The 22,846-nt window shown below is 64.9% G+C and carries 19 protein-coding genes; 10 read left to right on the forward strand and 9 right to left on the reverse strand.

All coding sequences use genetic code 11. The features are described from left to right. The first annotated feature begins 210 nt into the window (after positions 1–210). Together ACFPPB_RS06755 and ACFPPB_RS06760 are read left to right on the forward strand one after the other, a co-directional pair. Positions 211–2,460 carry a M1 family metallopeptidase gene (locus tag ACFPPB_RS06755; RefSeq protein ID WP_377325642.1) on the forward strand — a complete coding sequence of 750 codons (2,250 nt, stop codon included), beginning with the start codon at positions 211–213 and terminating at the stop codon, positions 2,458–2,460. Continuing rightward, positions 2,460–3,383: a hypothetical protein gene (locus tag ACFPPB_RS06760; RefSeq protein ID WP_377325644.1), complete on the forward strand. Its 924-nt coding sequence runs from the start codon at positions 2,460–2,462 to the stop codon at positions 3,381–3,383. Before ACFPPB_RS06755 ends, ACFPPB_RS06760 begins: the two co-directional genes overlap by 1 nt. 49 nt (positions 3,384–3,432) lie before the next feature. On the opposite strand, the gene ACFPPB_RS06765 is transcribed toward ACFPPB_RS06760, so the two are convergent. The 3 genes from ACFPPB_RS06765 to ACFPPB_RS06775 all read right to left on the reverse strand — a co-directional run bounded on the left by ACFPPB_RS06765 (position 3,433) and on the right by ACFPPB_RS06775 (position 4,910). After that, complete coding sequence (locus ACFPPB_RS06765; RefSeq protein WP_377325646.1) at positions 3,433–3,972, reverse strand: GNAT family N-acetyltransferase; 540 nt, start codon at positions 3,970–3,972, stop codon at positions 3,433–3,435. 5 nt (positions 3,973–3,977) lie between these two features. After that, the gene (locus ACFPPB_RS06770; RefSeq protein ID WP_377325648.1) at positions 3,978–4,451 is read right to left on the reverse strand and encodes an SET domain-containing protein-lysine N-methyltransferase; all 474 of its coding nucleotides are present in this window, start codon (positions 4,449–4,451) and stop codon (positions 3,978–3,980) included. Between the two features lie 96 nt (positions 4,452–4,547). Then, positions 4,548–4,910, reverse strand: a complete 363-nt coding sequence (locus ACFPPB_RS06775; protein ID WP_377325650.1) for a ComEA family DNA-binding protein — start codon at positions 4,908–4,910, stop codon at positions 4,548–4,550. A gap of 196 nt (positions 4,911–5,106) precedes the next feature. Between ACFPPB_RS06775 and ACFPPB_RS06780 the strand changes: the two genes are divergently transcribed. From ACFPPB_RS06780 to ACFPPB_RS06805, 6 genes are all read left to right on the forward strand, one after another. Next, positions 5,107–6,531 carry a M20 family metallopeptidase gene (locus tag ACFPPB_RS06780; protein ID WP_377325652.1) on the forward strand — a complete coding sequence of 475 codons (1,425 nt, stop codon included), beginning with the start codon at positions 5,107–5,109 and terminating at the stop codon, positions 6,529–6,531. A 16-nt stretch (positions 6,532–6,547) separates the two neighbouring features. Next, positions 6,548–7,285 carry a YggS family pyridoxal phosphate-dependent enzyme gene (locus ACFPPB_RS06785; protein ID WP_377325654.1) on the forward strand — a complete coding sequence of 246 codons (738 nt, stop codon included), beginning with the start codon at positions 6,548–6,550 and terminating at the stop codon, positions 7,283–7,285. 471 nt (positions 7,286–7,756) lie between these two features. Then, positions 7,757–8,449, forward strand: a complete 693-nt coding sequence (locus ACFPPB_RS06790; protein ID WP_377325942.1) for a C40 family peptidase — start codon at positions 7,757–7,759, stop codon at positions 8,447–8,449. 191 nt (positions 8,450–8,640) lie between these two features. Next, the gene (locus ACFPPB_RS06795; RefSeq protein ID WP_377325656.1) at positions 8,641–9,306 is read left to right on the forward strand and encodes a rhomboid family intramembrane serine protease; all 666 of its coding nucleotides are present in this window, start codon (positions 8,641–8,643) and stop codon (positions 9,304–9,306) included. Between the two features lie 33 nt (positions 9,307–9,339). Further along, entirely contained in the window at positions 9,340–10,710 is a 1,371-nt protein-coding gene (locus ACFPPB_RS06800) for an amino acid permease (protein ID WP_377325658.1), read from the forward strand. Beyond that, positions 10,710–11,405, forward strand: coding sequence for an aspartate/glutamate racemase family protein (locus ACFPPB_RS06805; RefSeq protein ID WP_377325660.1), 696 nt, complete (start codon positions 10,710–10,712; stop codon positions 11,403–11,405). Before ACFPPB_RS06800 ends, ACFPPB_RS06805 begins: the two co-directional genes overlap by 1 nt. 71 nt (positions 11,406–11,476) lie before the next feature. On the opposite strand, the gene rapA is transcribed toward ACFPPB_RS06805, so the two are convergent. From rapA to ACFPPB_RS06830, 5 genes are all read right to left on the reverse strand, one after another. Beyond that, positions 11,477–14,332, reverse strand: a complete 2,856-nt coding sequence (rapA, locus tag ACFPPB_RS06810; RefSeq protein ID WP_377325662.1) for an RNA polymerase-associated protein RapA — start codon at positions 14,330–14,332, stop codon at positions 11,477–11,479. A 99-nt stretch (positions 14,333–14,431) separates the two neighbouring features. Beyond that, the gene (locus ACFPPB_RS06815; RefSeq protein ID WP_377325664.1) at positions 14,432–15,112 is read right to left on the reverse strand and encodes a Fe2+-dependent dioxygenase; all 681 of its coding nucleotides are present in this window, start codon (positions 15,110–15,112) and stop codon (positions 14,432–14,434) included. A 60-nt stretch (positions 15,113–15,172) separates the two neighbouring features. Further along, entirely contained in the window at positions 15,173–17,506 is a 2,334-nt protein-coding gene (locus ACFPPB_RS06820) for a catecholate siderophore receptor Fiu (protein ID WP_377325666.1), read from the reverse strand. A 319-nt stretch (positions 17,507–17,825) separates the two neighbouring features. Beyond that, positions 17,826–19,979 (reverse strand): M13 family metallopeptidase, encoded by a 2,154-nt coding sequence (locus ACFPPB_RS06825; protein WP_377325668.1) that lies wholly within the window; start codon positions 19,977–19,979, stop codon positions 17,826–17,828. 292 nt (positions 19,980–20,271) lie between these two features. Next, positions 20,272–20,949 carry a DUF502 domain-containing protein gene (locus ACFPPB_RS06830; protein WP_377325670.1) on the reverse strand — a complete coding sequence of 226 codons (678 nt, stop codon included), beginning with the start codon at positions 20,947–20,949 and terminating at the stop codon, positions 20,272–20,274. Between the two features lie 198 nt (positions 20,950–21,147). On the opposite strand from ACFPPB_RS06830, the gene ACFPPB_RS06835 reads away from it, so the two are divergent. After that, positions 21,148–21,678, forward strand: coding sequence for an RNA polymerase sigma factor (locus tag ACFPPB_RS06835; RefSeq protein ID WP_377325672.1), 531 nt, complete (start codon positions 21,148–21,150; stop codon positions 21,676–21,678). Further along, positions 21,675–22,334, forward strand: a complete 660-nt coding sequence (locus ACFPPB_RS06840) for a hypothetical protein (protein ID WP_377325674.1) — start codon at positions 21,675–21,677, stop codon at positions 22,332–22,334. Before ACFPPB_RS06835 ends, ACFPPB_RS06840 begins: the two co-directional genes overlap by 4 nt. On the opposite strand, the gene ACFPPB_RS06845 is transcribed toward ACFPPB_RS06840, so the two are convergent. After that, positions 22,331–22,804: a DUF4442 domain-containing protein gene (locus tag ACFPPB_RS06845; RefSeq protein WP_377325676.1), complete on the reverse strand. Its 474-nt coding sequence runs from the start codon at positions 22,802–22,804 to the stop codon at positions 22,331–22,333. The two genes, ACFPPB_RS06840 and ACFPPB_RS06845, sit on opposite strands and share 4 nt — an antisense overlap. Between the last annotated feature and the right edge of the window lie 42 nt (positions 22,805–22,846).

Here is a 22,846-nt window from a genome sequence, read left to right on the forward strand (position 1 = left end):
GTGACATGATGGGGGCGGTCAACGTATTCAGAAGCCCCGGCCGCGTCGCCCCTCGCGACCATTTGCCGCGGCCGCAGTTCCCCCGGTGCGGCATTCGGCTGATGTATCAGGGGCCGGTGCAGGCCCGAATGGCCGGCATGACCTCTGGCCCTATGCCGCATGAGCTGGTTGCGTGCACTCTGCGCGGATTGCCTCGGGGGAGTCGCAAGCATGCGTCCAGTCGTACGCACGTGGGGTTATCTGTGTGCCGTGACCTTTTCGGTGGCGGCGTGTCCGTTGGCGGCACTGGCGCCGCCGGCCAGCGTGCCGCCCGGTGCGGCATCTGCGCCGGCCAGCGCGGCTACGGTGGTTCCGAATACGACCGTTCTCCCCGACATCCCGTTTGCCCCCGCCAGCGCTGCCGCCCCGCTGGCGCCCAGCGCGGCCGGAGCCTGGGGTGGCGAGCGTACGGGCAACGAACCAACGTTGTCCGATCGCGTAGTGAGCTACCGGATCGACGCCGAGCTGGATGCCGCCAAGCACGCGGTTACCGGCAAAGAGCACATGACTTGGCGCAACCGCAGCGACCGCCCGATCAGCCGCGTCTATTTCCATCTGTACCTCAACGGATTCCAGAACGAAGGCAGCACCTGGTTCACCGAGCGCAAGGTGCTGACCGCGCACGGCCGTTCGCGCGGCACGGCCGCGTTGAAGAAAGGCGAATGGGGCTGGATCGACCTGCAGCAGGTCAAGCAAGGCGATGCCGCGCTGAAGTGGACCTTCGTGCATCCCGATGGCGGTCCCGCCACCGACCAGACTGTGGTGCGCATCGATCTGGCCGAACCGGTCGCCGCCGGCGCCACCTTGGCGCTGGATATCGACTTCCTCAGCCAGTTGCCGCGGGTAGTGGAGCGCACCGGCTGGTTCGGCGACTTCAACCTGGTCGGCCAATGGTTCCCGAAGATCGGCGTGCTGGAACTGGCCGGCGAGCGCGGCGCCACCGCGCCGCGCTGGAACGTGCACGAGTTCCATTTCAACAGCGAGTTCTACGCCGACTTCGGCCTGTACGACGTGGGCCTGACCGTGCCCAGCGACTACACCGTCGGCGCGGTCGGCCAGTTGCAGGGGCAGCCGCAGAGGGCGAACGGCAAGACCACGTATCACTTCGTGCAGGGCGACGTGCACGATTTCGCCTGGGTCGCGGCCAAGGGTTACCGGACGTCGGACGGCAGCTGGCAGGGGCCGGGCAGCCCGAAGGTGGCGTTGAAGGTGCTGTATCCGCCCGAGTACGCGGGCAGCGCGCAGACACAGCTGAAAGCCAGCATCGATTCGCTGGACTATTTCTCGAAGACGCTGGGTGCGTATCCGTACGGCACGCTCACCGTGGTGGTGCCGCCGTACAACGCCAGCGAGGCGGGCGGCATGGAATATCCGACGTTCTATACCACCGAGGGCTACACCAAGGTCGAGCCGGGCACGTTTGACCAGTTCGGTTCCGACTTTGTCACCATCCACGAGTTCGGCCACGGTTACTTCTACGGCATTCTCGCCTCGAACGAATTCGAGGAGCCGATGCTCGACGAAGGCCTCAACGAATACTGGGATCAGCGCATGCTGCGCGAGCGCGGGCAGAACATCGAGCTGACCACGCCGCTGCTGCGCCGGCTGGGTTTTTCGCCGTCGTTCTCCGGCTTCGCGATGGAGCGCATGGGTTCGCGTCTGAAGCAGCCGGCTGATCCGCTCGGCGAGAATTCATGGGATCGTTTTTCCAGCAGCAGCTACGGCACGGTGTATTCGCGTACCGCCACCGCGATGCACGACCTGGAAGAGCGCCTGGGCAAACAGGTTACCGAGCGCGCCTTCCACGAATACTACAAGCGCTGGCGTTTCCGGCATCCGTCCGCGGCCGATCTGCGGGCCACCTTGATCGATGTTTCAGGCAATGCGAAAGCGGTCAATGAGATCTTCGACCAGTATGTGTATGGCACCGCGCGCATCGACGACCGCGTTGCCAGCATCGACACCGTCGAAGTGCTGCCACAGGCCGGCGGCGTGCTCAAGGACGGCAAGCGCATCGAGTTCGACCGCGGCGAGCTTGACAAGCAGGTCGCCAAGCAGCGGGAGGACTGGGCCAAGGCCCATCCGAAAGCGAAGCCGGGCAGCGGGCCATTTCCGTGGAGCAGCACGGTGACCGTGTCGCGCGACGGCGCTCAGGCGCCGCAGCTGCTGAGAGTGAAATTTGCCGATGGCAGCAGCGAAGACGTTAGGTGGAACGACGACCGGCGCTGGGCCCGCTTCGTATTCACCAGGCCGGCCAAGGTGATTTCGGCCGCTCTCGATCCGGAGCAGAAGGTGTATCTGGATGCGAACAAGCTCAACGACAGCCTGATCACCAAGGCCGACGGCACCGCCTCGCGCCGCTGGAGCGCGGACGTCGCCGCGCTTCTGCAGACTTTCTATGCCTTGGTGGGGTCGCTGTGATGATGATCAGTAAACATGCTTCTCGCCGGGTGGATCTCGGCGCTGCCGCGCGCGCACCTCTGGCTGCGGCGCAATGGCGCCTGCTGCTGCTGTGGGTAATGTTTTTGCTGCTGCCGACTGCGGTGGTCAGCCTGCCGCTATGGCGTGCACTGAGCGGCCTGCTCGACCATTCGGTACAGGCGCAGGCATGGGCCACGCACTTCAACGCCCTGGTGTTTGGCGACACCATGTCGGTGCTGAGCGACAGCGCCGGCTGGCTCAATGGCGTGGCGCTGCTCGGCCTGCTGCTGACCGTGCTGCTGTCGCCGTTCCTCAATGGCATGGTGATCGGCAGCGGTCGCGCCGGACGCGTGCTGGGCTTCGGTCACCTGCTTCAGTGCGGCGTGGTCGAATATGGCCGCATGTTCCGCCTGATGCTGTGGTCGATCCTGCCGTATGCGGTGATGGTGGCGCTGATCGGCTTCGTGTTCCATGTGGCGGATGGAATCGAAAGCAAGGCGGTGCTGGAGTCGCAGGCGGACAGCGCATCGCATGTCGGCACCGGGGTGGCTGTGCTGTTGTTCGTGCTGGCGCAGGCCATCGTGGAGTCGGGCCGCGCCGCGCTGATCGCCGACACCGGTTTGCGTTCGGCCACGCGCGCCTTCGGCCGCGGTTTCATGCAGCTGCTGCGCCGGCCGTTCAGCACCTTGCTGTGCTACCTGCTGATCAGTCTGGCCGGTTATGCGATCGCGCTGGCGCTCGGCGTGGCCCGCCTGCACAACCCGGCGATTGGCGCGGGCGGCCTCATCCTGGCCCTGTTGCTGGCGCAGCTGGTGGTGCTGGTGCTCGGCTGGGTCCGCGTGGCCCGGCTGTATGCACTGGCCGAAGTGGCGCGTTCGCTGTCGTCATCGCGCCGCAGCAACTGGTTGCCGCCGGCCCTGTGATGTTGCGGTCCCTGCCGGCGCAGTCGGCAGGGTACCCTCCCCGACCGTACTAGCCGTAGGCCCGGCGGTGCTCACGGTGCGGCGGGTAGTAGGCGAACACGTGGCTGTGGCTGCCGTAGAAATCCATGTCTTCGATATGCTCGCCGCCGAGGCGTTCGGCCACCCGGTCGGAAGCCTCGTTGCCGATCCGGACCAGACTGATCACCCGCGGCGCATGCAGCTGTTTCCAGGCGAATTCGAGCACGGCATTGCCCGCTTCGGTGGCGTAGCCTCGATGGCGATGTTCCGGCTTCAGCATCCAGCCCAGTTCCAGATCGGGCCAGCCATCGGGGTACATCAGACCGGCGCGGCCGATGAATTCGCCGCTGGATTTCAGTTCCAGCGCCCACATGCCGAACCCGCGCAACTGCCAGTGACCCAGCAGCATCGCCAGCGAGCGCCAGGCATTGGTGCGATCCAGCGGCTGGCCATCGCCGATCCAGCGCGTGCTGTCCGGGTCGGCCAGCATCGCGGCGTAGTCGTTGAAATGCTGTTCGGTCAGCGCGGTAAGGCGCAGGCGCGCCGTTTCAAGAGTAGGAATATCAAACATTACGATCAACGGTGGGTGGCACCTAGCAGTTCAGCCAGTGCACGGGTACTGCTGGCGAGACTCTCTTGCCAGGACAAGCCGGTGATTATCTCACCTGTGACCGAATCGACAAAATCCTCCGCCTGACCCGGCGGCAGCAGGTGCCGGTAGTCGACGGTGATCTCGGTGCCGGGCAGCAGGTCGGTCAGTGCAAACACGAAGCCCAGGTGCCACAGCCCGTTCGGCGCGAAGCTGTGGTTGATATAGCACTCGTCCGGCCAGTCGGGCGACAGCGTGTAGCGGTCCTCGAACCAGCGCGCACTGAGGTGGAACTGCGCGCTGAGCTCGGGCGAGGCGACGATGTCGGCGTGCCGATAGGTCTGCTCGATGCCGTCCGGGGCGGTGATGATGCGTCCCGCCGCCACGGCTTCATCCAGAAACAGGCCGTTGCCGGCGCCACGGATAGTGGAAGCGGCGATGTGGTAACGCGGCAATATCATGGCGGGACGACGGCTGGTAGGGCGCGCGAGTGTAACCCATGCGGCGCAACCCGCCATCGATCGCGCCGCCGGCTCACCATCCATGGTCGGACCTGCCTACTCTTCGGTCGTGGCTTCTTCGGCGGCGGCCTTCTTGCTCTTGTATGCGGACTTGGCCGGGGCGTCCGCCTTGGCGACAGTGCCAGCCGTGTCGTCGCCGAGCAGGATCGCATCGCGGTTGCGCTCGATCGTGGCCTTGCCGATGCCCTTGACGCGGCGCAGGTCGTCGGCCTTCTTGAACGGTCCGTGCGCGGTGCGCCAATCCACGATGGCCTGGGCCCTCGACTGGCCGATGCCGTCCAGCGACTTGGCGATGGTTGCCGCGTCGGCCTGGTTGATGTTGACCGGTGTGGCGGCCAGCAGCAGTCCCGGTACGGCAAGGGTCAGTGCGAAGGCAAGTGCGGCGAGCTTGTTGAACATGGCCTTTCTCCTTGAGCGCGAATGGCGAGGCGGCGGGATACCGCAACTGCACTGTGCGTGGCCTTGGCGCAGCGCGCAGTCGGGTGTGCCGCAAAGAGCGCGTGCGGCATGCACGTCGGTGCCTGTGGGGACTTCCTGATGGTGTGTCGGTGCCCGCTGCTACAATGCGGATTTGACCGCCTGATGGAGTTTGACCATGGATACTGCCCGCCTTTCCCGCTTCGTCAGCGGGCTGTGGGACGACGACATCGTGCCGCAGCTGGTCGAGTACATCCGTATTCCCAACAAGTCGCCGATGTTCGATGCCAAGTGGGTCGAACATGGCTACATGGACGCCGCGGTCAAGCTGATGGAAACCTGGGCGCGTTCCAAGCTTGCCGCGTTGCCGGGCGCGACCCTGGAAGTGGTGCGGCTGGAAGGCCGCACCCCACTCATCTATATCGAAGTGCCGGGCCAGGGCGACGACACCGTGATGCTGTACGGCCACCTGGACAAGCAGCCGGAGATGACCGGCTGGGCGGAGGGGCTCGGTCCGTGGACGCCGGTGATCAAGGGCGACAAGCTGTACGGCCGCGGCGGCGCCGACGACGGCTACGCCATCTTCGGCTCGCTGGCCGCGCTGCTGGCGCTGCACGAGCAAGGCATTCCGCATGCGCGTTGCGTGGTGATGATCGAGGCTTGCGAGGAATCCGGCAGCTACGACCTTCCTTGTTATGTCGATCATCTGGCCGCGCGCATCGGCAGCCCGTCCCTGGTGGTGTGCCTGGATTCCGGCTGCGGCAACTACGACCAGCTGTGGCTGACCACCTCGCTGCGCGGCATGACCGGCGGCAACCTCACCGTGCAGGTGCTGGAAGAGGGCGTGCACTCGGGTGACGCTTCCGGCGTGGTGCCGTCGAGCTTCCGCATCCTGCGCGAGCTGCTGTCGCGACTGGAAGATCCGGTGACCGGCCAGATCAAGCCGAAGGAGCTGTACGTCGAGATTCCGGTGCAGCGGGTCGAACAGGCCAAGCTCTCGGCCGGCGTGCTGGGCTCCGATATCTACGACAAGTTTCCGTGGGCCGGGGGCACCCAGCCGGTCACCCGCGATCTGGCGGAACTCGTGCTCAACCGCACCTGGCGCCCGCAGCTGGCAGTGACCGGGATCGGCGGCATGCCGCCGCTGGACAGCGCCGGCAACGTGTTGCGGCCGCAGACCTCGGTCAAGCTGAGCCTGCGCGTGCCGCCCACGCTCAACGGCGCCAAGGCCGGCGAGTTCCTCAAGCAACTGCTGGAAAAGGATCCGCCATACGGCGCGAAGGTCAACTTTGCGCTGGAGAAAGACGGCAGCGGCTGGAACGCGCCGCAGCTGTCGCCGTGGCTGGAGCAGGCGGTTGCCGATGCCTCGCAGCATTACTTCGGCGCGCCGGCGACGTACATGGGCGAGGGCGGCAGCATCCCGTTCATGGGCATGCTGGGGGAGAAGTTTCCGAAGGCGCAGTTCCTGATCACCGGCGTGCTCGGCCCGCATTCCAATGCGCACGGCCCGAACGAGTTCCTGCACATCCCCACCGGCAAGAAAGTGACCATGGTGGTGGCCGAAGTGGTGGCGCGGCATCACGCACAGAGCGCCAAGGCCTGAGCCCGATGGCCGGCGCATGAGCACGGATACCGCCTATCTGGCTGCAAACTGGGCGCAAGTCCGTCAGCGCGTCGATGAGGCCTGCCGCGAGGCGGGCCGCGACCCGGCTGCGGTAGACATACTGCCGGTCAGCAAGACCTTCGGCCCGGAGCTGATCCGGGCCGCGGTCGGGCTGGGCCTGCACCGCTTCGGCGAGAACAAGGTGCAGGAGATCCGCGAAAAGGCGCCGCCGCTGGCCGACTGCGGCCTAGCCTGGGTGATGATCGGCCACCTGCAGACCAACAAGACGAAGGACGTAGCGCGGCTGGCCAGCGAAGTGCAGTCGCTGGACCGGCTGGAACTGGCCGAGGCACTGGATCGGCGGCTGCAGCACGAGGGCCGCGCGATCGACGTGCTGGTTCAGGTGAAAACCTCGTCCGAACCCAGCAAATACGGACTGTCGCCCGAACAGCTCGGCGGTTTCCTGGACACCTTGCGCGGCTACGACACCTTGCGCGTACGCGGCCTGATGACCCTGGCAGCCCATTCCACCGACCCGGCCGAAGTGCGCGGCTGCTTCCGCCTGCTGCGCGAATTGCGCGATCGAGCCATCGCACAAGGCCACGACATCCCGCGCCTTTCCATGGGCATGAGCGGCGACTTCCCGCTCGCCATCGCCGAAGGCGCGACCGAGGTACGCATCGGCACCGCGATCTTCGGCAGCCGGTCCCATCCGGATGCCTACTATTGGCCGGAATCGCCAAGAAAGGCATAAAGCTGAATTTAATCAACAAGATGGGATAAGTGTGCGCGCCGTCGCCGTTTTTTGAAACGGCAGAGTTCAGTTAACCTCAATCCAACATCCGCATGCCGTGTTCTTGTTAAGTTCACTACTTCGTCACGTCGTCAGCTTCTGCAGGCGGCCAATCCAGCGAAATTAGCAGGGATTTCCCGCATGCCGATCAACCGATGGACCGCCTTCTCCGTGCTCGCTGCAGCCTTGTTCGTGATGGCACCCGTTCAGGCAACGACCAGCAAGACCCACGGCAAGTCGGTCCCGGCGAAACATGCGCAGCAGGTGAAACACAGGCACGGCAAGCTGGTCCATCACAAGCAGACGCCGACCCGGCACCGCAAACTCGCAGCCGCGACGCACAGATCCATCCACTCCAGGCCGACCGCATCCGCCGCCGGCGTTGCAGACACCACCAGCCCCGCCACCACGAACGCCGTAGCCTCCTTCGGGATGACGCCGTCGCTACCGGCTTCCGGTTCATTGCAGACCAGTCCCTTCGTGCTGGAGGGCTCCCAGGCCACCACCAGGCTCACGCCGCCATGGCTGAATCAGGCGCCGACCTTCAATCCGGCACCGACGACGCTGCTGAGCCAGGCCATCGTTCCCGCCGGTCCCCAGGTCCTGCTGCGCAGCAGTGAATTGGTCGCGAACAGCGATACGGCAGTCGACGATACCGCCGCCCCCAGGGTTGAAGGTGACGAGCTGGCGACGGCTCTCAACGGTACCGAAAGCGCTACCGACCTGCGCAAGGCGCTGATCGCGGTGGCGATGAAGCTGCGCGATATCCGCTATGTGCGCGGTGGTCATGACCCGTCCACCGGCTTCGATTGCAGCGGCTTCGTCCGCTATGTGTTCGCCCATGCGATCGGCATGCAGTTGCCGAACAACTCGGCCTCGCAGTTTCTGGCCGGCCTCAAGGTCAAGCGCGCCGACATGAAGCCGGGCGACCTGGTGTTCTTTCGTACCCATGGTCGGCGGAACATTTCGCACGTGGGTATCTACATCTCGAATGGCCACTTCATCCATTCGCCCACCACCGGCAAGTCGGTGGAAATCTCCAGTCTCGACGAGGGTTACTGGGCCAAGCGCTTTGCCGGTGCCAAGCGGCCGGAGGCGATAGCCCTGGTAGCGAACAAGGGTTGAGCAAACCCGCTACTATCCACGTCGGAAGCCGCCGCAGGGCGGCTTTTGCGTTTACTGCGCTCACATGGTGCCACGTTGCGTCGGTTCTGGAGGAACGAATCCCGCCAGGCAGAGTCAGCATCGGGATGCCGTCGCTGGCGGCTTCCCGCCGCCGTCGCTACGCTGGCCGCTGACCTCCCGGAAACCATCCGATGCCTTTTGATTTGCCCCCTGTTACGCGCAATCTGCTGGTTGCCAATGTGGTCGTGTTCCTGCTGCAACTGCTGCTGCACGACCAGACGAGCCTGGCGCTGACGCAGCATTTCGCGTTGTGGCCGCTTGGTCCGGATATTTCCGGCACGACGCCCGACGGCAATGTCGTCACCGCGGGTTTTCGCGTCTGGCAGGTGGTGACGTATGCCTTCATGCATGGCAGCTTCATGCATATCCTGTTCAACATGTTCGGCTTGTACATGTTCGGCGGGACGATCGAACGCACCTTCGGTGCGCGCCATTTCCTCGTCTATTACTTTGTCTGCGCCATCGTGGCCGCTATCGCCCAGCTGATCGTGGTGCATTGGTTCACCCACGGCTTCTACCCGACGATCGGTGCTTCGGGTGCGCTGTTCGGCATACTGCTGGCGTTCGGCATGTTGTACCCGCACGAAAAGATGATGCTGATCTTTCTGCCGGTGCCGATGCCGGCATGGTTGTTCGTGACGGGTTATGCCGTGGTCGAACTGGTGCAAGGCGTCACCGGCACCCAGGCCGGCATCGCCCATTTCGCTCATCTGGGCGGCATGCTCGGCGGTTATGTGCTGATCGAGTACTGGCGCGGACGGCTGCCGCTCAAACCGAAGCGGCGACTGTTGCGCTGACCGATACTTCATACCCATCCACGAGCGGAAACCATGTCTGAATCCCTGCAGCGCCGGCTGACCCCGCGTCACATCACCTTCATGGCGCTGGGCATGTGCATCGGCGCCGGCCTGTTCCTGGGGTCGGCCAGCACGATCCGGCTGGCCGGGCCGTCGGTGCTGTTTGCCTACCTGTTCGGCGGCGCGATGATCTTCATCATCATGCGCGCGCTGGGCGAGATGGCCGCGCACGAGCCGATCGCCGGCTCCTTCGCCACGTACGCACACAAGTATCTCGGCCCCTTCGCCGGCTATCTCACCGGCTGGAACTACTGGATCCTGATGATGGGCGTGGGCATCGCCGAGAGTACCGCGGTGGGCATCTACATGAAGGCGTGGTTTCCCGAACTGCCGCAGTGGATCTGGGCATTCGGCAGCGTGGCGATGATCGGCGGCCTGAATCTGATGGCGGTGAAGGTGTACGGCGAGCTGGAGTTCTGGTTCGCGCTGATCAAGGTGCTCACCGTGGTGCTGATGATACTCGGTGGTGCCACCATCATCTGGCTAGGCTGGGGCAACGGCGGCCATCCGATGGGGTTGTCGAACCTGTGGACGCATGGCGGCTGGTTCCCCAACGGCATCACCGGCATGGTGCTGGCGCTGCCAGTGCTGGTGTTCTCCTTCGGCGGCATCGAGACGATAGGCATGGCGGCGGCCGAGGCTGCGCATCCCGAGCGCACCATACCGCGCGCGGTGAACTCGGTGATCTGGCGCATCCTGATCTTCTACGTGGGCGCGCTGTTCGTGATCATGGCGATCTACCCGTGGAACCAGCTGGACGCCAACAGTAGCCCGTTCGTCAGCACGTTCGCGAAGCTCGGCATTCCGCAGGCGGCGGGACTGATCAACTTCGTAGTGATCACCGCGGCGCTGTCCAGCTTCAACTCCACCACCTTCAGCGGCAGCCGCATGCTGCACAGCCTGGCCAGCAAGGGGCAGGCCCCGGCGGCGATGGGGCGGCTGAGCGCACACGGCGTGCCGGTACCCGGCGTGCTGGTGACGCTGGTGTTCCTGCTGTTCGGCGTGGTGATGAACTACCTGGTGCCGGGGCGCATCTTCGGCATGATGATGTCGATCCTCGCGTTCAATACCGTGTGGACCTGGGGCATGGTGCTGATCGCGCACTGGTGTTTCCGCCAACGGCAGGTCGTGCCGCTGGCGTTCCGCCTGCGCGCGTGGCCGCTGTCCAGCGTGGCATGCCTGGCCTTCCTCGCCTTCGTGTGGGTGATGCTGGGTTACAGCCCCGACACCCGCGTGGCGCTGTACGTGGGCGTGGGCTGGATTGCGCTGCTGTCGTTGGCGTACAAACTCTTCGGCATCGGCCGGAACATCCAGGTCGCCGAGGTGGTCTCGGCCGCGCCGTGATGCGGCGTATCGGCCTGATCGGCGGCATGAGCTGGGAGTCGACGACCACTTACTACCAGCTCATCAACCGCGGCATTCGCGATCGCGCCGGGCCGCTTAGCTCGGCGCGCTTGTTGATCGATAGCCTCGACTTCGCCGACATCGAAGCGCTGCAGCGCAAGGGCGACTGGGAGAGTGCCGGTGTCGCGTTGACCGAATCGGCGCTGCGGCTCCGGGCCGGCGGCGCCGAGTGCATTCTGCTGGCGACCAACACCATGCACAAAGTGGCGGATGCGATCATCCAGGCTACCCCGCTGCCGTTCCTGCATATCGCCGACGCGACCGGCGCGGCTATTCGTGCCGCCGGCATGAACACGGTGGCGTTGCTGGGTACGGCGTTTACCATGGAAGAGGATTTTTACCGGGCCAGGCTGTACGACCGCCACGGCGTGCGATGCATCGTGCCGTCGGCCGGGCTTCGGCGGGACGTCCACCGTATCATTTACGAAGAACTCTGCGTGGGCATCGTGAACGACGACTCGCGCCGGATCTATCGCGAAGCGATAGCCGAAGGCATCGCCGCGGGGGCAAGCGGGGTCATCCTCGGCTGCACCGAAATCGGTTTGCTGGTGAGCCAGGACGACAGCGCTGTGCCGCTGTTCGACACCACCGCGCTGCATGCCGCCGCCGCGGTGGATTTCTCCCTAGCCGGTTGAAGGCGCGGCGGTTCTTTCTAGCCCCTTGGCCGGCCCTGGACCTCGCCACCGGCGCAAATGACCCGTCGGCGTCAGCGCAGCGCGAGGAAGTCCGCGCTGACCACGAAGCGCACCGAGTCCAGCCGCAGGCGGGATAGTGGCAACGCAGCTAGCAACCGGGTGCGTTCGTCGGCCACCGCGGTGATTTCCGTTTCGCTGACCGACGGATTCACCGTCTGCAAGGCGAGCAGGCGCGACAGTTCGGCATCCAGCGTCCCGGTGGCGAGGCTCACTGCTTCGTCGATGCTGGCCTGTCCGCGTGCCGTGGCGAGTGTCTCGGCGCGGGCCAGCATCGGCGGCACCAGCTTGCCGAGGAACTTGCGGTAGCGCACGACTTCGATGTTGCGATCGGCGGCCTTGCGCAAGGCGATGTCGCTGGGCGCGAAGTCGGACCGCTCGGCCAGTCGGGTATCGACGGTGACGACGATAGGCAGGGTCGGCAGGAAACGCTCGGCGTCGAGTCGGCGATCGGCCACGCATTCGAGCACATAGATGGCCTGCAGCAAGGCAGTGCGCGCCGGCAGTACATCGTCGACCATGAAAGCCGCATTGCCCTGTTCACCGGACAGCGCCAGATCCATCGCGCCGGCAACCAGCGGATGATCCAGCCGCAGCAGCGGCAACTCTTCGCGCGCCAGGGCCACGTCGCGGGCGAACGTCACCGATTGCGGGCCTTCCGCGAAGCCGGGCAGGGCGTCGGTGGAAAGGTATTGCGGATCGAGCAGCAGCACCTGGCCGCCGAGCTCCTCGGCGTGGATGCCGAAGGCTTCAAGCAGGCGCTGCACGAACGCGTCGCGGCCAGGATCGACATCCTCGCGGGCAAACGACTGTTGCAGTTCGTCGGCATGCAGGTCCCGGCTGGCCGCCAGCTCCAGCAGATGGTCGCGGCCGCCGCGTATCAGTTCGGCCATCTGTTCGTGACTGGCACGGGTTTCGGCCAGCAGCACGTCCAGTTCCTGGTCGCGGTTGTCGTCGCCGCGCGCATGTTCGTCGGCCAGTCGGGCCAGCGGCTCGCCGTAGCGGCGCAGCAGCTCGCGGCCGTCGGCCGGACTCAGGTGGAACGCATCGATCCCTTCGTCGTACCAGCGTGCCAGCACGTGCTGCGCGCTGTCGGCGACGGCCAGGATATGGATGTTGATGTCGTGCTTCTGGCCGATCCGGTCGAGGCGGCCTATGCGCTGTTCGAGCAGGTCCGGATCCAGCGGCAGATCCCACAGGATCAGCCGGTGCGCGAACTGGAAGTTGCGTCCTTCCGAGCCGATCTCCGAACACAGCAGCAGGCGCGCGCCGTCAGGCTGGGCGAAATACGCGGCATTGCGGTCGCGCTGCACGATGCCCAGGCCTTCGTGGAAGCGCGCCACGGCGACGCCGCTGCGTGTGCGCAGCACGTCTTCCAATGCCAGCACCTTGGCGTGGCTGCGGCAGATCAGCAGGAATTTGTCCTGCGGGTGCTGATCGAGCAGGGCGATCAAGGTGTCGATGCGCGGGTCGGTGCTGTAGTCGACCTCGATCAGCGGCGGCGGCTGCTGGATGTCGGCGTGGAATTCGGCCAACAGCGACTGGCGGGTGCTCTCCTGCAGCGTTTCGGCATCGAGCAGGTGCCATTCGGGCTGGCGCTTGGGAAAGCCGCCGACGCCGGCGCGGTTGTTGCGGAACATCGCGCGGCCGGTGCCATGGCGATCGATAAGCGCGGCGAGCAGTTCGCGCGCGTTCGCCGGCTTGGTCGATTCGGCCAGCTGCGCGATGAGCGACTCGTCGCCGTGGAAGGCTTCGGCGAGGGTGGTGCGCTGGGCGTCGTCGAGCGCGCTGCCATCGAGCAGCCGATCGGCGATCTTCGACAATGCCTGATAGGCGTCGGCTTCGGCCAGATAGCCGTCCAGGTCGTAATAACGCTGTGGGTCGAGCAGGCGCAGGCGGGCGAAGTGGCCGCTGCGGCCGAGTTGTTCCGGGGTGGCGGTGAGCAGGATCACGCCGGGGATCGCGGCGGCCAGCCGTTCCACCATCGTGTAGCGCGGACTGGCGGTTTCCGGCGACCACGCCAGATGGTGCGCCTCGTCGACCACCAGCAAATCCCACGGCGCGTCCAGCAATTGCTGCGCGTGTTTCGGCGAGTTTTCGAGAAAGCCGAAGTCGGCGATCACCAGCTGTTCGTCCTCGAACGGATTGCTGTCGTCGCCGGCCTGCTGCTCGCCGGATTGCGTCAGCGCCTCGCAACGCTCCTCGTCATAGATCGCGAAACTGAGATTGAACCGGCGCAGCAGCTCGACGAACCACTGGTATACCAGGGTATCGGGCAGCAGCAACAGCACCCGCGAGGCGCGGCCGGTGGCGAGCTGCCGGGCGATGATCATGCCCGCCTCGATGGTCTTGCCCAGGCCGACTTCGTCAGCCAGCAGCACCCGCGGCGGCCGACGCGCGGAAGCGATGCCGGCCACACGCAGCTGGTGCGGCACCAGCCCGATCCGCGCGGCGCCGAGACCCCACATCGGTGAACGGCGTGCTTGCGCACGCCGCTTGAGGCCTTCCAGGCGCAGTTCGAACTGCGCGACCGCATCGGTGCGGCCGCCGATCAGCCGGTCGTCGGCCTGGCTCACGCTCTGCTCGTCGTCGAGCTGGCCTTCTTCCAGTTCACGGCCTTCGCCGCGGTAGATCAGCAGCTCTTCGCGAATCTCCACCCGCTCGACCAGGAACGCGATGCCCTTGCCGGCCACGCGCTGGCCGGCGCGGAACTCGGCGCGCAGCAGCGGTGCCGAGTCGATGGCGTAAGGGCGCAGCACGCCGGCCTTGGCGAACAGCACCTGTACGCCGCGTCCTTCGACGCGCAAAACGGTGCCGAGGCCGAGCTCGGGTTCGGCAGAGGATATCCAGCGTTGACCAGGTACGAACATTATTCAGCCGCGTTGCATCGAGGGCCGACGATTATCCGCCCCGCGGCGCGTGGTGGGAACAGCTGGAGGCGCGTCAGCCGCCGTGAACGCCCTAAGTGCTCAGGTTTCGGCCCACCGGCGCAGCAGGTTGTGATAGACACCGGTGAGCTGCAGTACCGCGGCGGCATCGGCGCTGGATCGGGTCAGGGTCTGGATCGACGTGTCCAGCTCGAACAACAGGCGGCGCCGGCTGTCGTCGCGGATCAGGCTTTGCACCCAGAAGAACGCCGCCAGCCGCGCTCCCCGCGTCACCGGTTGCACCCGATGCAGGCTGCTGGACGGATAGACGATCAGGTCGCCGGCCGGCAGTTTCACCTCGTGCTCGCCGTAGGTGTCGCTGACGATCAGCTCGCCGCCGTCGTAGTCGTCCGGTTCGCTGAGGAACAGCGTGCAGGAGATGTCGCTGCGCAGCTGGCCGGCGTCGACGGGAAGTGCCATTACCGCGCCGTCGACATGGAAACCGTAGTGGCCGCCGCCCTCGTAGCGGTTGAAGCGCGGCGGCAGGGTACGCAGCGGTAACGTCGCCGCGTGATAGAGCGGATGTTTTGCCAGTGCCGACAGCACGGTCTGGCCCAGTTGCCGGCGCAGTGGCGACGTATCCGGCAGTTGCTGATTGCGTTTCACCCTGGCGCCTTGTGCACCGACGGTTTCGCGGCCGTCGGTCCACAAGGCGCCGTCGAGCGCGGCACGCATCTGGACGACTTGTTCGCGTTCGATGACGTCGGGGATGTGTAACAACATCGGGAGCTCCAACATGAAAATTTGCCTTTCCCCAACGGGAAAAGGGCGCGAAGGCGAACGTCAGAAGCGGAAGTTGACGGTGAGCATCGCCGAACGCGGCGTGCCGGGGGTGTAGCGGTAGCCGCTCTTGTTGATCGCCGAGACGTAGTCCTTGTCGAACAGGTTGTACAGGTTCAACTGCAGGTCGAGCTGCTTGCTGAGTGGATAGCTGGCCATCGCATCGAACACCCAGTACGCCTCGGTGAAGGACGGCGTGCCGATGGCGCTGTCGGTGCCGCGCTTCATTTCGCCGGCATAGCGGGCACCGCCGCCGAAGATGAGGTTGAACGGCAGGCGCCAGGTGGTCCAGGCGGTGAACGCGCTCTTCGGCGTATAGGCCAGATCGCTGGAGCCGTCGTTGGCCACGGCGCTGCCGCTGATCACCTTGGCATCCATCGTGGTGTAGCCGGCGCTGACCGCCCAGTTGTCGGTGAGCTTGCCCACCGCACTCAGCTCGATGCCTTGCACGCGCTTCCTGCCGACCTGGTAGTACTGCAGGTCGACCGGGTCCTGCACCAGGTCGTTGCTGACGGTAGTGCGGTACAGCGCGCCGGTCAGCAGCAGCTTCTCGTCGAGCAGGTCCCACTTGGTGCCGAACTCGATCGTGCGTGCCTTCTGCGGAGCGAGGTTGGGGTTGTCGGCACTGTTGGCGGCGGCGCTGAAGGTCAGCGTATTGCCGCCCGCCGGCTCCTGCGATACGGCGAAGTTCGCATAGACGCTGCCGTTGGCGGCCGGCTTGTACAGCACGCCGAGCTTGTAGTTGGGCAGATTGCCTGATTTGCTGGCATCCACGCCGGGCAGCACGCTGCCGGCCGGCAACGCGCCGCAAGCCGGGCCGTTGCGGGCGCCGCAGACCACCAGGCTGTTGAAGTCGGTGCTGTAGTGATCCAGCCGTACGCCGGCATTGACCTGCCATTGCTCGTTGAACTTCAGCGTATCGAACAGATAAGCCGCCATAGTGTTCGTCTTGCCCTGGCTGTGGGCGCCGGTCGGGCCATAGATCAGGCCACCGACATCGGCGCTGGGGTCATACAGGTTGGCGGCGGGCCATGGGCTGCGCACCCCAAGGCCCACGGTGCCCGCCTTTTCCTGGGCCAGCTCGACACCGGTGCTGAGGCTGTGCGTGACGCTGCCGGTGGCTATCGTTCCCGTGATATTGGCCTGATTGGTCAGGATGCGGTTGACTTGCTGCTTGAAGGTCGGGTTGCTGCGCGCGATCGTCCAGGTCGACGGATCGGCTGGGTTCGGTGTCAGCAGATTGGCGGCGCTGCCCATGAACGAGGTCAGCAGGTAGTTCTGCCGCGTACGGCCCCAGCGCGTGGTGTTGTGCAAGGTGACGTTGGGCGCGAAGTCGTGCTCGACGATGGCGGTGAACATGTCTGCCTGAACATCGTCGTGATCGCTGTCGGTGCCGTAAAAGTTCTCCGAATCCACCCTGGAGGCGCCGGTGATAAACCGGCGGCTCGGGTCCGGACTGCTGTAGCCGGGCAGGCCGATGGTCGGCACGCCGCCGTCGGGGACGTTGCTCTGCTTTACATGCAGGAAGTCGAGGTAGACGCGCGTAGGCGTCTGCAGGCCGAAGGCCAGCGAGGGAGCTACGCCCCAGCGGTCGTTCCCGACCTTGTCGCGGCCCGGCACGCCGCTGTCCTGGCCCATCATGTTGAGACGGAACGCGGAGTTGTTGCCCAGCGTCTGGTTCCAGTCGGCGGTGGCGCGCTTGTGCTGGCCGCTGCCGTAGGCTACCGAGCCGGAGACGCCGTCGCCCAGTTGGGGCTGCTTGCTGACCAGGTTCACCGAGCCGGCGGGAGCGGTGCGGCCATTGTCGGTGCCGGCCGGTCCCTTGGTGACTTCGACCTGCTCGATATTGAAGATGTCGCGCGAGATCGAGCCGAGGTCACGCACATCATCCACGAAGATGCTGCCCGAGGTGTCGAACCCGCGCATGTATATACCGTCGCCGGTGGTGGTGGCGCCGTTCTCACCCACGAAAAAAGTACCCACACCCGGGCTGTTGCGCAGCGCCTCGGTCAGCGTGGTGGCGCCTTGCTGCTGGATCAGCTCCTTGGTGATCACGTTGACTGTCTGCGTGGTGTCGAGCAGTGGCTGGGTGAATTTCGGGGAAGAGAGGCGGTCGACGCGATAGTCGTTGCTGGCGGCTTCCACTTTCACGCCAGGCAGGTTCTTCGCGTTGGCGACCTGGGCATCGCTGGACGGTATGGACGCAGGCATGTCCGTGGCGGTTGCGGGAAAGGCCAGTGCCAGACCGGTGAGCAAGGTGGCGGCGCTTGCCAGGCCGGATGCCGAAGAGGACTTGCGAGTGGTGATCGGGTGCTTGCGGCTGTTGATGAAGGCCATGGGGATCCTGATGAGTGGCATTTTCGGGGCAGCCGAAAGCACGCACAGCGGGGTGGCTGTGTGGGCGATTGCGTGCCACGGTGGGCGGGGATCTGAGCTTTATGAAACGTGCCGGCGATGTCGCTGCGCGAATCGGCCAGGGCAGGCACGTACGATAATTTTAATGAGAATGATTTGCAATACCAAAATATCATCGAGGCGTGCCGGCAGCGCAAAACCGTCGGAGGCTGATGGCATGTCCCACGAAAAAGGCCCCGCATTCACATGCGGGGCCTCGGTATCCATGCCGCGATGATCTGCGGCACTCAGGGACGACGGTTTACCAGATCTTCACCTGCTTGTCGGCCGGACGTACCATCGCATCGCCGGGCTTGCACTGGAACGCGGTGGCGAACGCTTCCATGTTCGAGGGGGCGGCCATGGCGCGGATCGATATCGGTGAGTGCGGGTCGGTGTTGAGCCGCAGTTCCATCTGCTTCTCGCGCGTGCTGCCGCGCCAGACGCGCGCCCAATTGAGGAAGAAGCGCTGGTCCTGGGTGTAGCCGTCGATCTTCTTGTCGGCTTCGGCGGTGTTTTTCTTCAGCGCGGTCTGCAGCGCGTCGTAGGACACGTTGAGGCCGCCCAGGTCGGCGATGTTCTCGCCCAGGGTCAGCTTGCCGTTGACATGCAGGTCGGGCTTGTCCTTGATCGGCGCGTAGGCATTGAACTGGTCCACCAGCTTGCCGGTGCGGGCATTGAACTGGGTCTTGTCGTCCTTGGTCCACCAGTCTTTCTGGTTGCCGTCGCCATCGAACTGGCTGCCCTCGTCGTCGAAACCGTGGCTGGCCTCGTGGCCGATCACTGCGCCGATGCCGCCATAGTTGATCGCGTCGTCGGCCTTCGCATCGAAGAACGGCGGCTGCAGGATCGCGGCCGGGAAGTTGATGGTGTTGTCGGTCGGGTTGTAATACGCATTGACCGTCTGCGGGGTCATGCCCCATTCCTTGCGGTCGGTCGGCTTGCCGATCTTGGCGATGTCGTACTGGTAGTTGAACTTGCCGGCGGCTTCGACGTTGCCGTAGTAGTTGTCCGGCTTGATGTCCAGGCCGGACCAGTCGCGCCATTTGTCGGGATAGCCGATCTTGGGCAGGAACTTGTTCCACTTGTCGATCGCCTTGGCCTTGGTGTCGGCGCTCATCCAGTCGAGGTTCTCGATGCGGGCCTTCAGCGCATTGCGCACGTTGGTGACCAGTTCCTCGGCGCGCTGCTTGGCTTCCGGGGTGAACTCCTTGGCGACGTACAACTGGCCCAGCGCCTGGCCCATGCCCTGGTTGACGGCGCCCAGCACGCGCTTCCAGCGCGGTTTCTGCTGCGGCTGTCCGGCCAGCGTGGTGCCGTAGAACGCGAACTTGTTGTCCTGGAAATTCTTGCTGAGATACGGCGAGGCATCGTCGATCGCGTGGAAGCGCAGATAAGCCTGCCACTGGCTGACCGGCGTGCTCGCCAGCATCTTGTCGAACTCGGCGAAGAACTTCGGCTGCGACAGCGAGAAGCCCTTGTCGACGGTGACGCCCTGGGCGGCAAAGAATTTTTCCCAGTGGAAGTGCGGGGTGACCTTGTCGGCGTCATTGACACTGACGAAGTGGTACTGGTTCTTCGGGTCGCGTTCTTCCACCGGCGCCAGCGACGCGGCGGCGAGCCGGGTTTCGAATTTCAGCACGTCGTCGGCCTGCTTCTTCGCATCGGCTTCGGCGACGCCGGTCAGTTCGAGCGATTTGGCGATATAGGCGACATAGGCATCGCGGATCGCCTTGTAGTCCGGCTTGGTGTAGTAATCCTTGGTCGGCAGGCCCAGGCCGCCTTCATTGGCGTACGCGATCTGCATGTCGGCGTGCTGAAAGTCGGCGCCGGAGCCGAACTGGAACACCTGGCCGTCGCCTTCGGCGTAGCGCTGGGTGATGAAGTCGGCCACATCGCTGCTGCTCTTCAGGCCGGCGATGGCGTCCAGCTTGGGCTTGAGCGGCTCGAAGCCGTTCTTTTCGATGGTCGCCTCATCCATGCCCGAGTGATACAGCCAGCCGATCTTCTGCTCGATCGAGCCGGCTTTGGCGCTGTCCGCGTTCTTGCTCGCTTCGTCGACGATGTCGTGCTGGGTCTTCAGGCTGGCTTCGTTGAGGATGTTGAAGGCGCCCCAGCTGGTCTGGTCGTTCGGGATCGGGTTGGCGGCCACCCACTTGGCATTGACGAAGCCGTTGAAGTCCTGGCAGACGTTGATCTTCGGGTCGAGTTCGCTGACATCGAAGATGCTCTTGCCGGTATCGGCTGCCGCGCTGGTGCCAGCGGCGGCCGGAGCGGTGCCGGCAGGGCCTGGACTGCTGCTGGCACTGCTGGTCGGCGCATTGGCAGCCGGCTCCTGCTTGCCGCAGGCAGTCAGCGCCAGGCCCAGGCTCACGGCGAGTGCCAACGTCAGGGGCTTCAGATATTGCTTGCTCATGGATATCCCTTTGTGAGTGATGTTGCCCGTCGGGCGGTTGCGGTGAGACCGCGCTGGCCGCGATGTCGTGTCCCCCCCGAATCGTGGCCATACCTGCTCACGCTAGGTCAAACGTCATGGAGCAGACAGTGTCATAGGTCAGGGGTTCCGGTACTCCCGGCCGGGGCGGGATTCGCCGGCAAAGGATGCCGTCGCCCGGCATCCAGCCGCAGCGGGGGATAGGCGCCGACGTACCGGGCGGCGTGCCACGGCGAACGCTACAGGCAAGGCGGACAGCGGACGCGACGCCGATTCATGCACCATCTTCCGTTGCTTCATGGCGCAGCGCCGCGGGCGAAGCGGGCAGCGTATCGGGCGCCACCGCGCCGCCGGAAATGATGAAGGCCATGGCCTGATCCATCGTCCAGTCGGTGGGGGTCAGCTCCTGCAGCGGCAGCACGACGAGATAACCGCCGGTGGGATTGGGCGTGGTCGGGACGAACACGGCAGCCATCTCGCGGCCGGTGCCATCCTCGACCATCACCCGGGTGACGAATCCGACCACTTTCATGCCCCTGCGCGGGAATTCGACCAGCACCACGCGTTGCACGCCGGATGGCTTGTTCTGCAGCACGGCCATCAACTTCTTGGTGCCACCGTAGATCGTCTGCACGACCGGAATGCGCGCGAGCAGGCCGTCGAACGCATTGATGAAACGCTGGCCGATCACCCGGTTGGCCAGCCAGCCGAGCATGTACAGCGCCAGCAGCGTGATAAGCAGGGCGATGATGAAGATCAGCCATTCCGTCTTGAGCGTGTCGGCCGCATGCGGTGCGACCAGCGCCAGCGCATTGAGCATGGCGCTGACCAGCGGCGCACCGATCCCCGCCAGCATGCCCAGCACGAACTTGAACACCAGCCAGGTCACCCACAACGGGATGAAGGTGAGCAGGCCGGTGAGCAGATAGCGTTTGAGGCGCAGGGGACGCATGGGGATTCTGTCGGTGAAAGGGAGTCAGTCATTCTAGAGGACGGCGCCAACATGGCGGCATCGCCGTCGGTCGGCATGGGGAGCGACGATGGCCGGGGGGCGGGCTGGATCATCGGCCGTGGCGGGTGTGGCGGGCCGCTGTGATTTTTCCCGCGGCCGTGCGAATCATGTGGTGAATCGCAGGGAATATCGACGTCCATGACTGCCAGACAACATCAGCAACGCTTCGAATCGCTGTTGCACGAACATCGCGGGATCGTCTTCAAGGTGGCCTGTCTGTACAGCCGCAGCGCTACCGATCGCGAGGATCTGGTGCAGGAAATAAGCGTGCAGCTGTGGCGTTCGTTCGGCGGCTACGACGAGGCGCGGGCGAAGTTCTCCACCTGGATGTACCGCATCGCGTTGAACGTGGCGATTTCGCAGGCGCGGCGCGAGCGCTGGTCGGAGGCCAGCCGCTTCGAGCCGCTGGAAGCGCACCACCTGGAAACCGTCGGCGGCGGCGAGCCGATTGCCGAACCGGACGAGCGGCTGCAGGCGATGTACACGTTCATCGGCCAGCTCGATCCGCTCAACCGCGCGCTGATCCTGTTGTACCTGGAAGACCGCAGCTACACCGAAATTGCCGAGATCCTCGGTATCAGCGAAACCAATGTGGCGACCAAGATCAGTCGCATCAAACAAAAAATGCGCGGCCGGATGACCGGCGCGGTAACCACCGTGAGGGCATGACGATGGAACTGGATGACTTCAAGCAGGCCTGGCAGGAGCTCGACCGTCGGCTGGAACGGCAGGAGGCGTTACAACGGCGTATGTTCCGCGACGGCAAACTGGACAAGGTCCGCCGGGGTCTGCGTCCGCTGGCCTGGGGTCAGGCGATCCAGTTGGCTCTTGGTGTGATCTTTGCTGCCTGGGGAGGGGCGTTCTTGGCGGATCATCGGCAGGTTCCGCACCTGCTGATCTGCGGCTTGTTAGTGAATGCCTGCGGCCTGCTTTTCATCATTTCCGCCGCTCGCAACCTGTACCTGATCCAGCGCATCGACTATGCGGCGCCCGTGCTCGAAATACAGCGTCGGCTCGCTGATCTGCATGCCTGGCGCCTGTCCGTCGAGGGGCCGGCAAACGCGGTGATCGCCTGTTTCATCTGGATTCCCGTGTTGTGGATGAGCCTGGCCGAACACGGTTTCGATCTGTGGACATACGACAAGGTCGGCTTCCTGCTTTGGTCGCTATCGAGCAGCGTGGTCGGGCTGGTGATGGTCGTGCTGGCGGCTCGGCTGATGCGCCGCCTGGGGCATGCCCGCGCGCTGGAGGACAGCGCAGTCGGTCGCAGCGTGCGAAACGCCGAAGCCATACTCAGGGAGATTACCCGTTTCGAACAGGGCTAGGTCGGCAGCGGCGACGTTCCGCGTGCCTTCGGCTTCAGCCGCACGTAGATCTGCTTGCGCACGATGGCAATGACCTCGCCGGAGGCGGTCTTCACTTCGGTCTCGAACCAGCGCAGCACCTTTTCACCGCCGGCTGCCGCTGCACGCAGCTCGTCGACGACGCTGCTCTCTAGCTTGAAGTGCGCGTAGACATCCTCACGCCCTGGCGCCACGAAATCGATAGCGCCGGCTTTGTCCCAAACGTAATAGTCGTTGCCTAGCTGGTGCATCACCAGCAGCATCCAGAACGGATCGGTCATGGAAAACAGGTTGCCGCCGAACTGGCTGCGTACATAGTTGCGGTTCCATGGTCGTAGCCGCAGCACCACCTGCGCCTCGCTGTAGTCGTCGCGGAGCGCCTGCACGCGGATGGAGTTGCACAGGAACGGCGGCCACAGGTTGAGCAGTCGGCGGAACGTGGATGCGCGCATGAATGTCGGGTCCGGGCATGATCGGGGTGGGCTGGTGGGTGT

This window comes from Rhodanobacter terrae, assembly GCF_042657005.1.
In the GTDB taxonomy this organism is placed as follows: Bacteria; Pseudomonadota; Gammaproteobacteria; order Xanthomonadales; family Rhodanobacteraceae; genus Rhodanobacter; species Rhodanobacter terrae.

Coding starts and splice junctions, on each gene's coding strand:
- ACFPPB_RS06755 (WP_377325642.1), top strand. CDS start 211: ATGCGTCCAGTCGTACGCACGTGGGGTTATCTGTGTGCCGTGACCTTT.
- ACFPPB_RS06760 (WP_377325644.1), top strand. CDS start 2,460: ATGATGATCAGTAAACATGCTTCTCGCCGGGTGGATCTCGGCGCTGCC.
- ACFPPB_RS06765 (WP_377325646.1), bottom strand. CDS start 3,972: ATGTTTGATATTCCTACTCTTGAAACGGCGCGCCTGCGCCTTACCGCG.
- ACFPPB_RS06770 (WP_377325648.1), bottom strand. CDS start 4,451: ATGATATTGCCGCGTTACCACATCGCCGCTTCCACTATCCGTGGCGCC.
- ACFPPB_RS06775 (WP_377325650.1), bottom strand. CDS start 4,910: ATGTTCAACAAGCTCGCCGCACTTGCCTTCGCACTGACCCTTGCCGTA.
- ACFPPB_RS06780 (WP_377325652.1), top strand. CDS start 5,107: ATGGATACTGCCCGCCTTTCCCGCTTCGTCAGCGGGCTGTGGGACGAC.
- ACFPPB_RS06785 (WP_377325654.1), top strand. CDS start 6,548: ATGAGCACGGATACCGCCTATCTGGCTGCAAACTGGGCGCAAGTCCGT.
- ACFPPB_RS06790 (WP_377325942.1), top strand. CDS start 7,757: ATGACGCCGTCGCTACCGGCTTCCGGTTCATTGCAGACCAGTCCCTTC.
- ACFPPB_RS06795 (WP_377325656.1), top strand. CDS start 8,641: ATGCCTTTTGATTTGCCCCCTGTTACGCGCAATCTGCTGGTTGCCAAT.
- ACFPPB_RS06800 (WP_377325658.1), top strand. CDS start 9,340: ATGTCTGAATCCCTGCAGCGCCGGCTGACCCCGCGTCACATCACCTTC.
- ACFPPB_RS06805 (WP_377325660.1), top strand. CDS start 10,710: ATGCGGCGTATCGGCCTGATCGGCGGCATGAGCTGGGAGTCGACGACC.
- rapA (WP_377325662.1), bottom strand. CDS start 14,332: ATGTTCGTACCTGGTCAACGCTGGATATCCTCTGCCGAACCCGAGCTC.
- ACFPPB_RS06815 (WP_377325664.1), bottom strand. CDS start 15,112: ATGTTGTTACACATCCCCGACGTCATCGAACGCGAACAAGTCGTCCAG.
- ACFPPB_RS06820 (WP_377325666.1), bottom strand. CDS start 17,506: ATGGCCTTCATCAACAGCCGCAAGCACCCGATCACCACTCGCAAGTCC.
- ACFPPB_RS06825 (WP_377325668.1), bottom strand. CDS start 19,979: ATGAGCAAGCAATATCTGAAGCCCCTGACGTTGGCACTCGCCGTGAGC.
- ACFPPB_RS06830 (WP_377325670.1), bottom strand. CDS start 20,949: ATGCGTCCCCTGCGCCTCAAACGCTATCTGCTCACCGGCCTGCTCACC.
- ACFPPB_RS06835 (WP_377325672.1), top strand. CDS start 21,148: ATGACTGCCAGACAACATCAGCAACGCTTCGAATCGCTGTTGCACGAA.
- ACFPPB_RS06840 (WP_377325674.1), top strand. CDS start 21,675: ATGACGATGGAACTGGATGACTTCAAGCAGGCCTGGCAGGAGCTCGAC.
- ACFPPB_RS06845 (WP_377325676.1), bottom strand. CDS start 22,804: ATGCGCGCATCCACGTTCCGCCGACTGCTCAACCTGTGGCCGCCGTTC.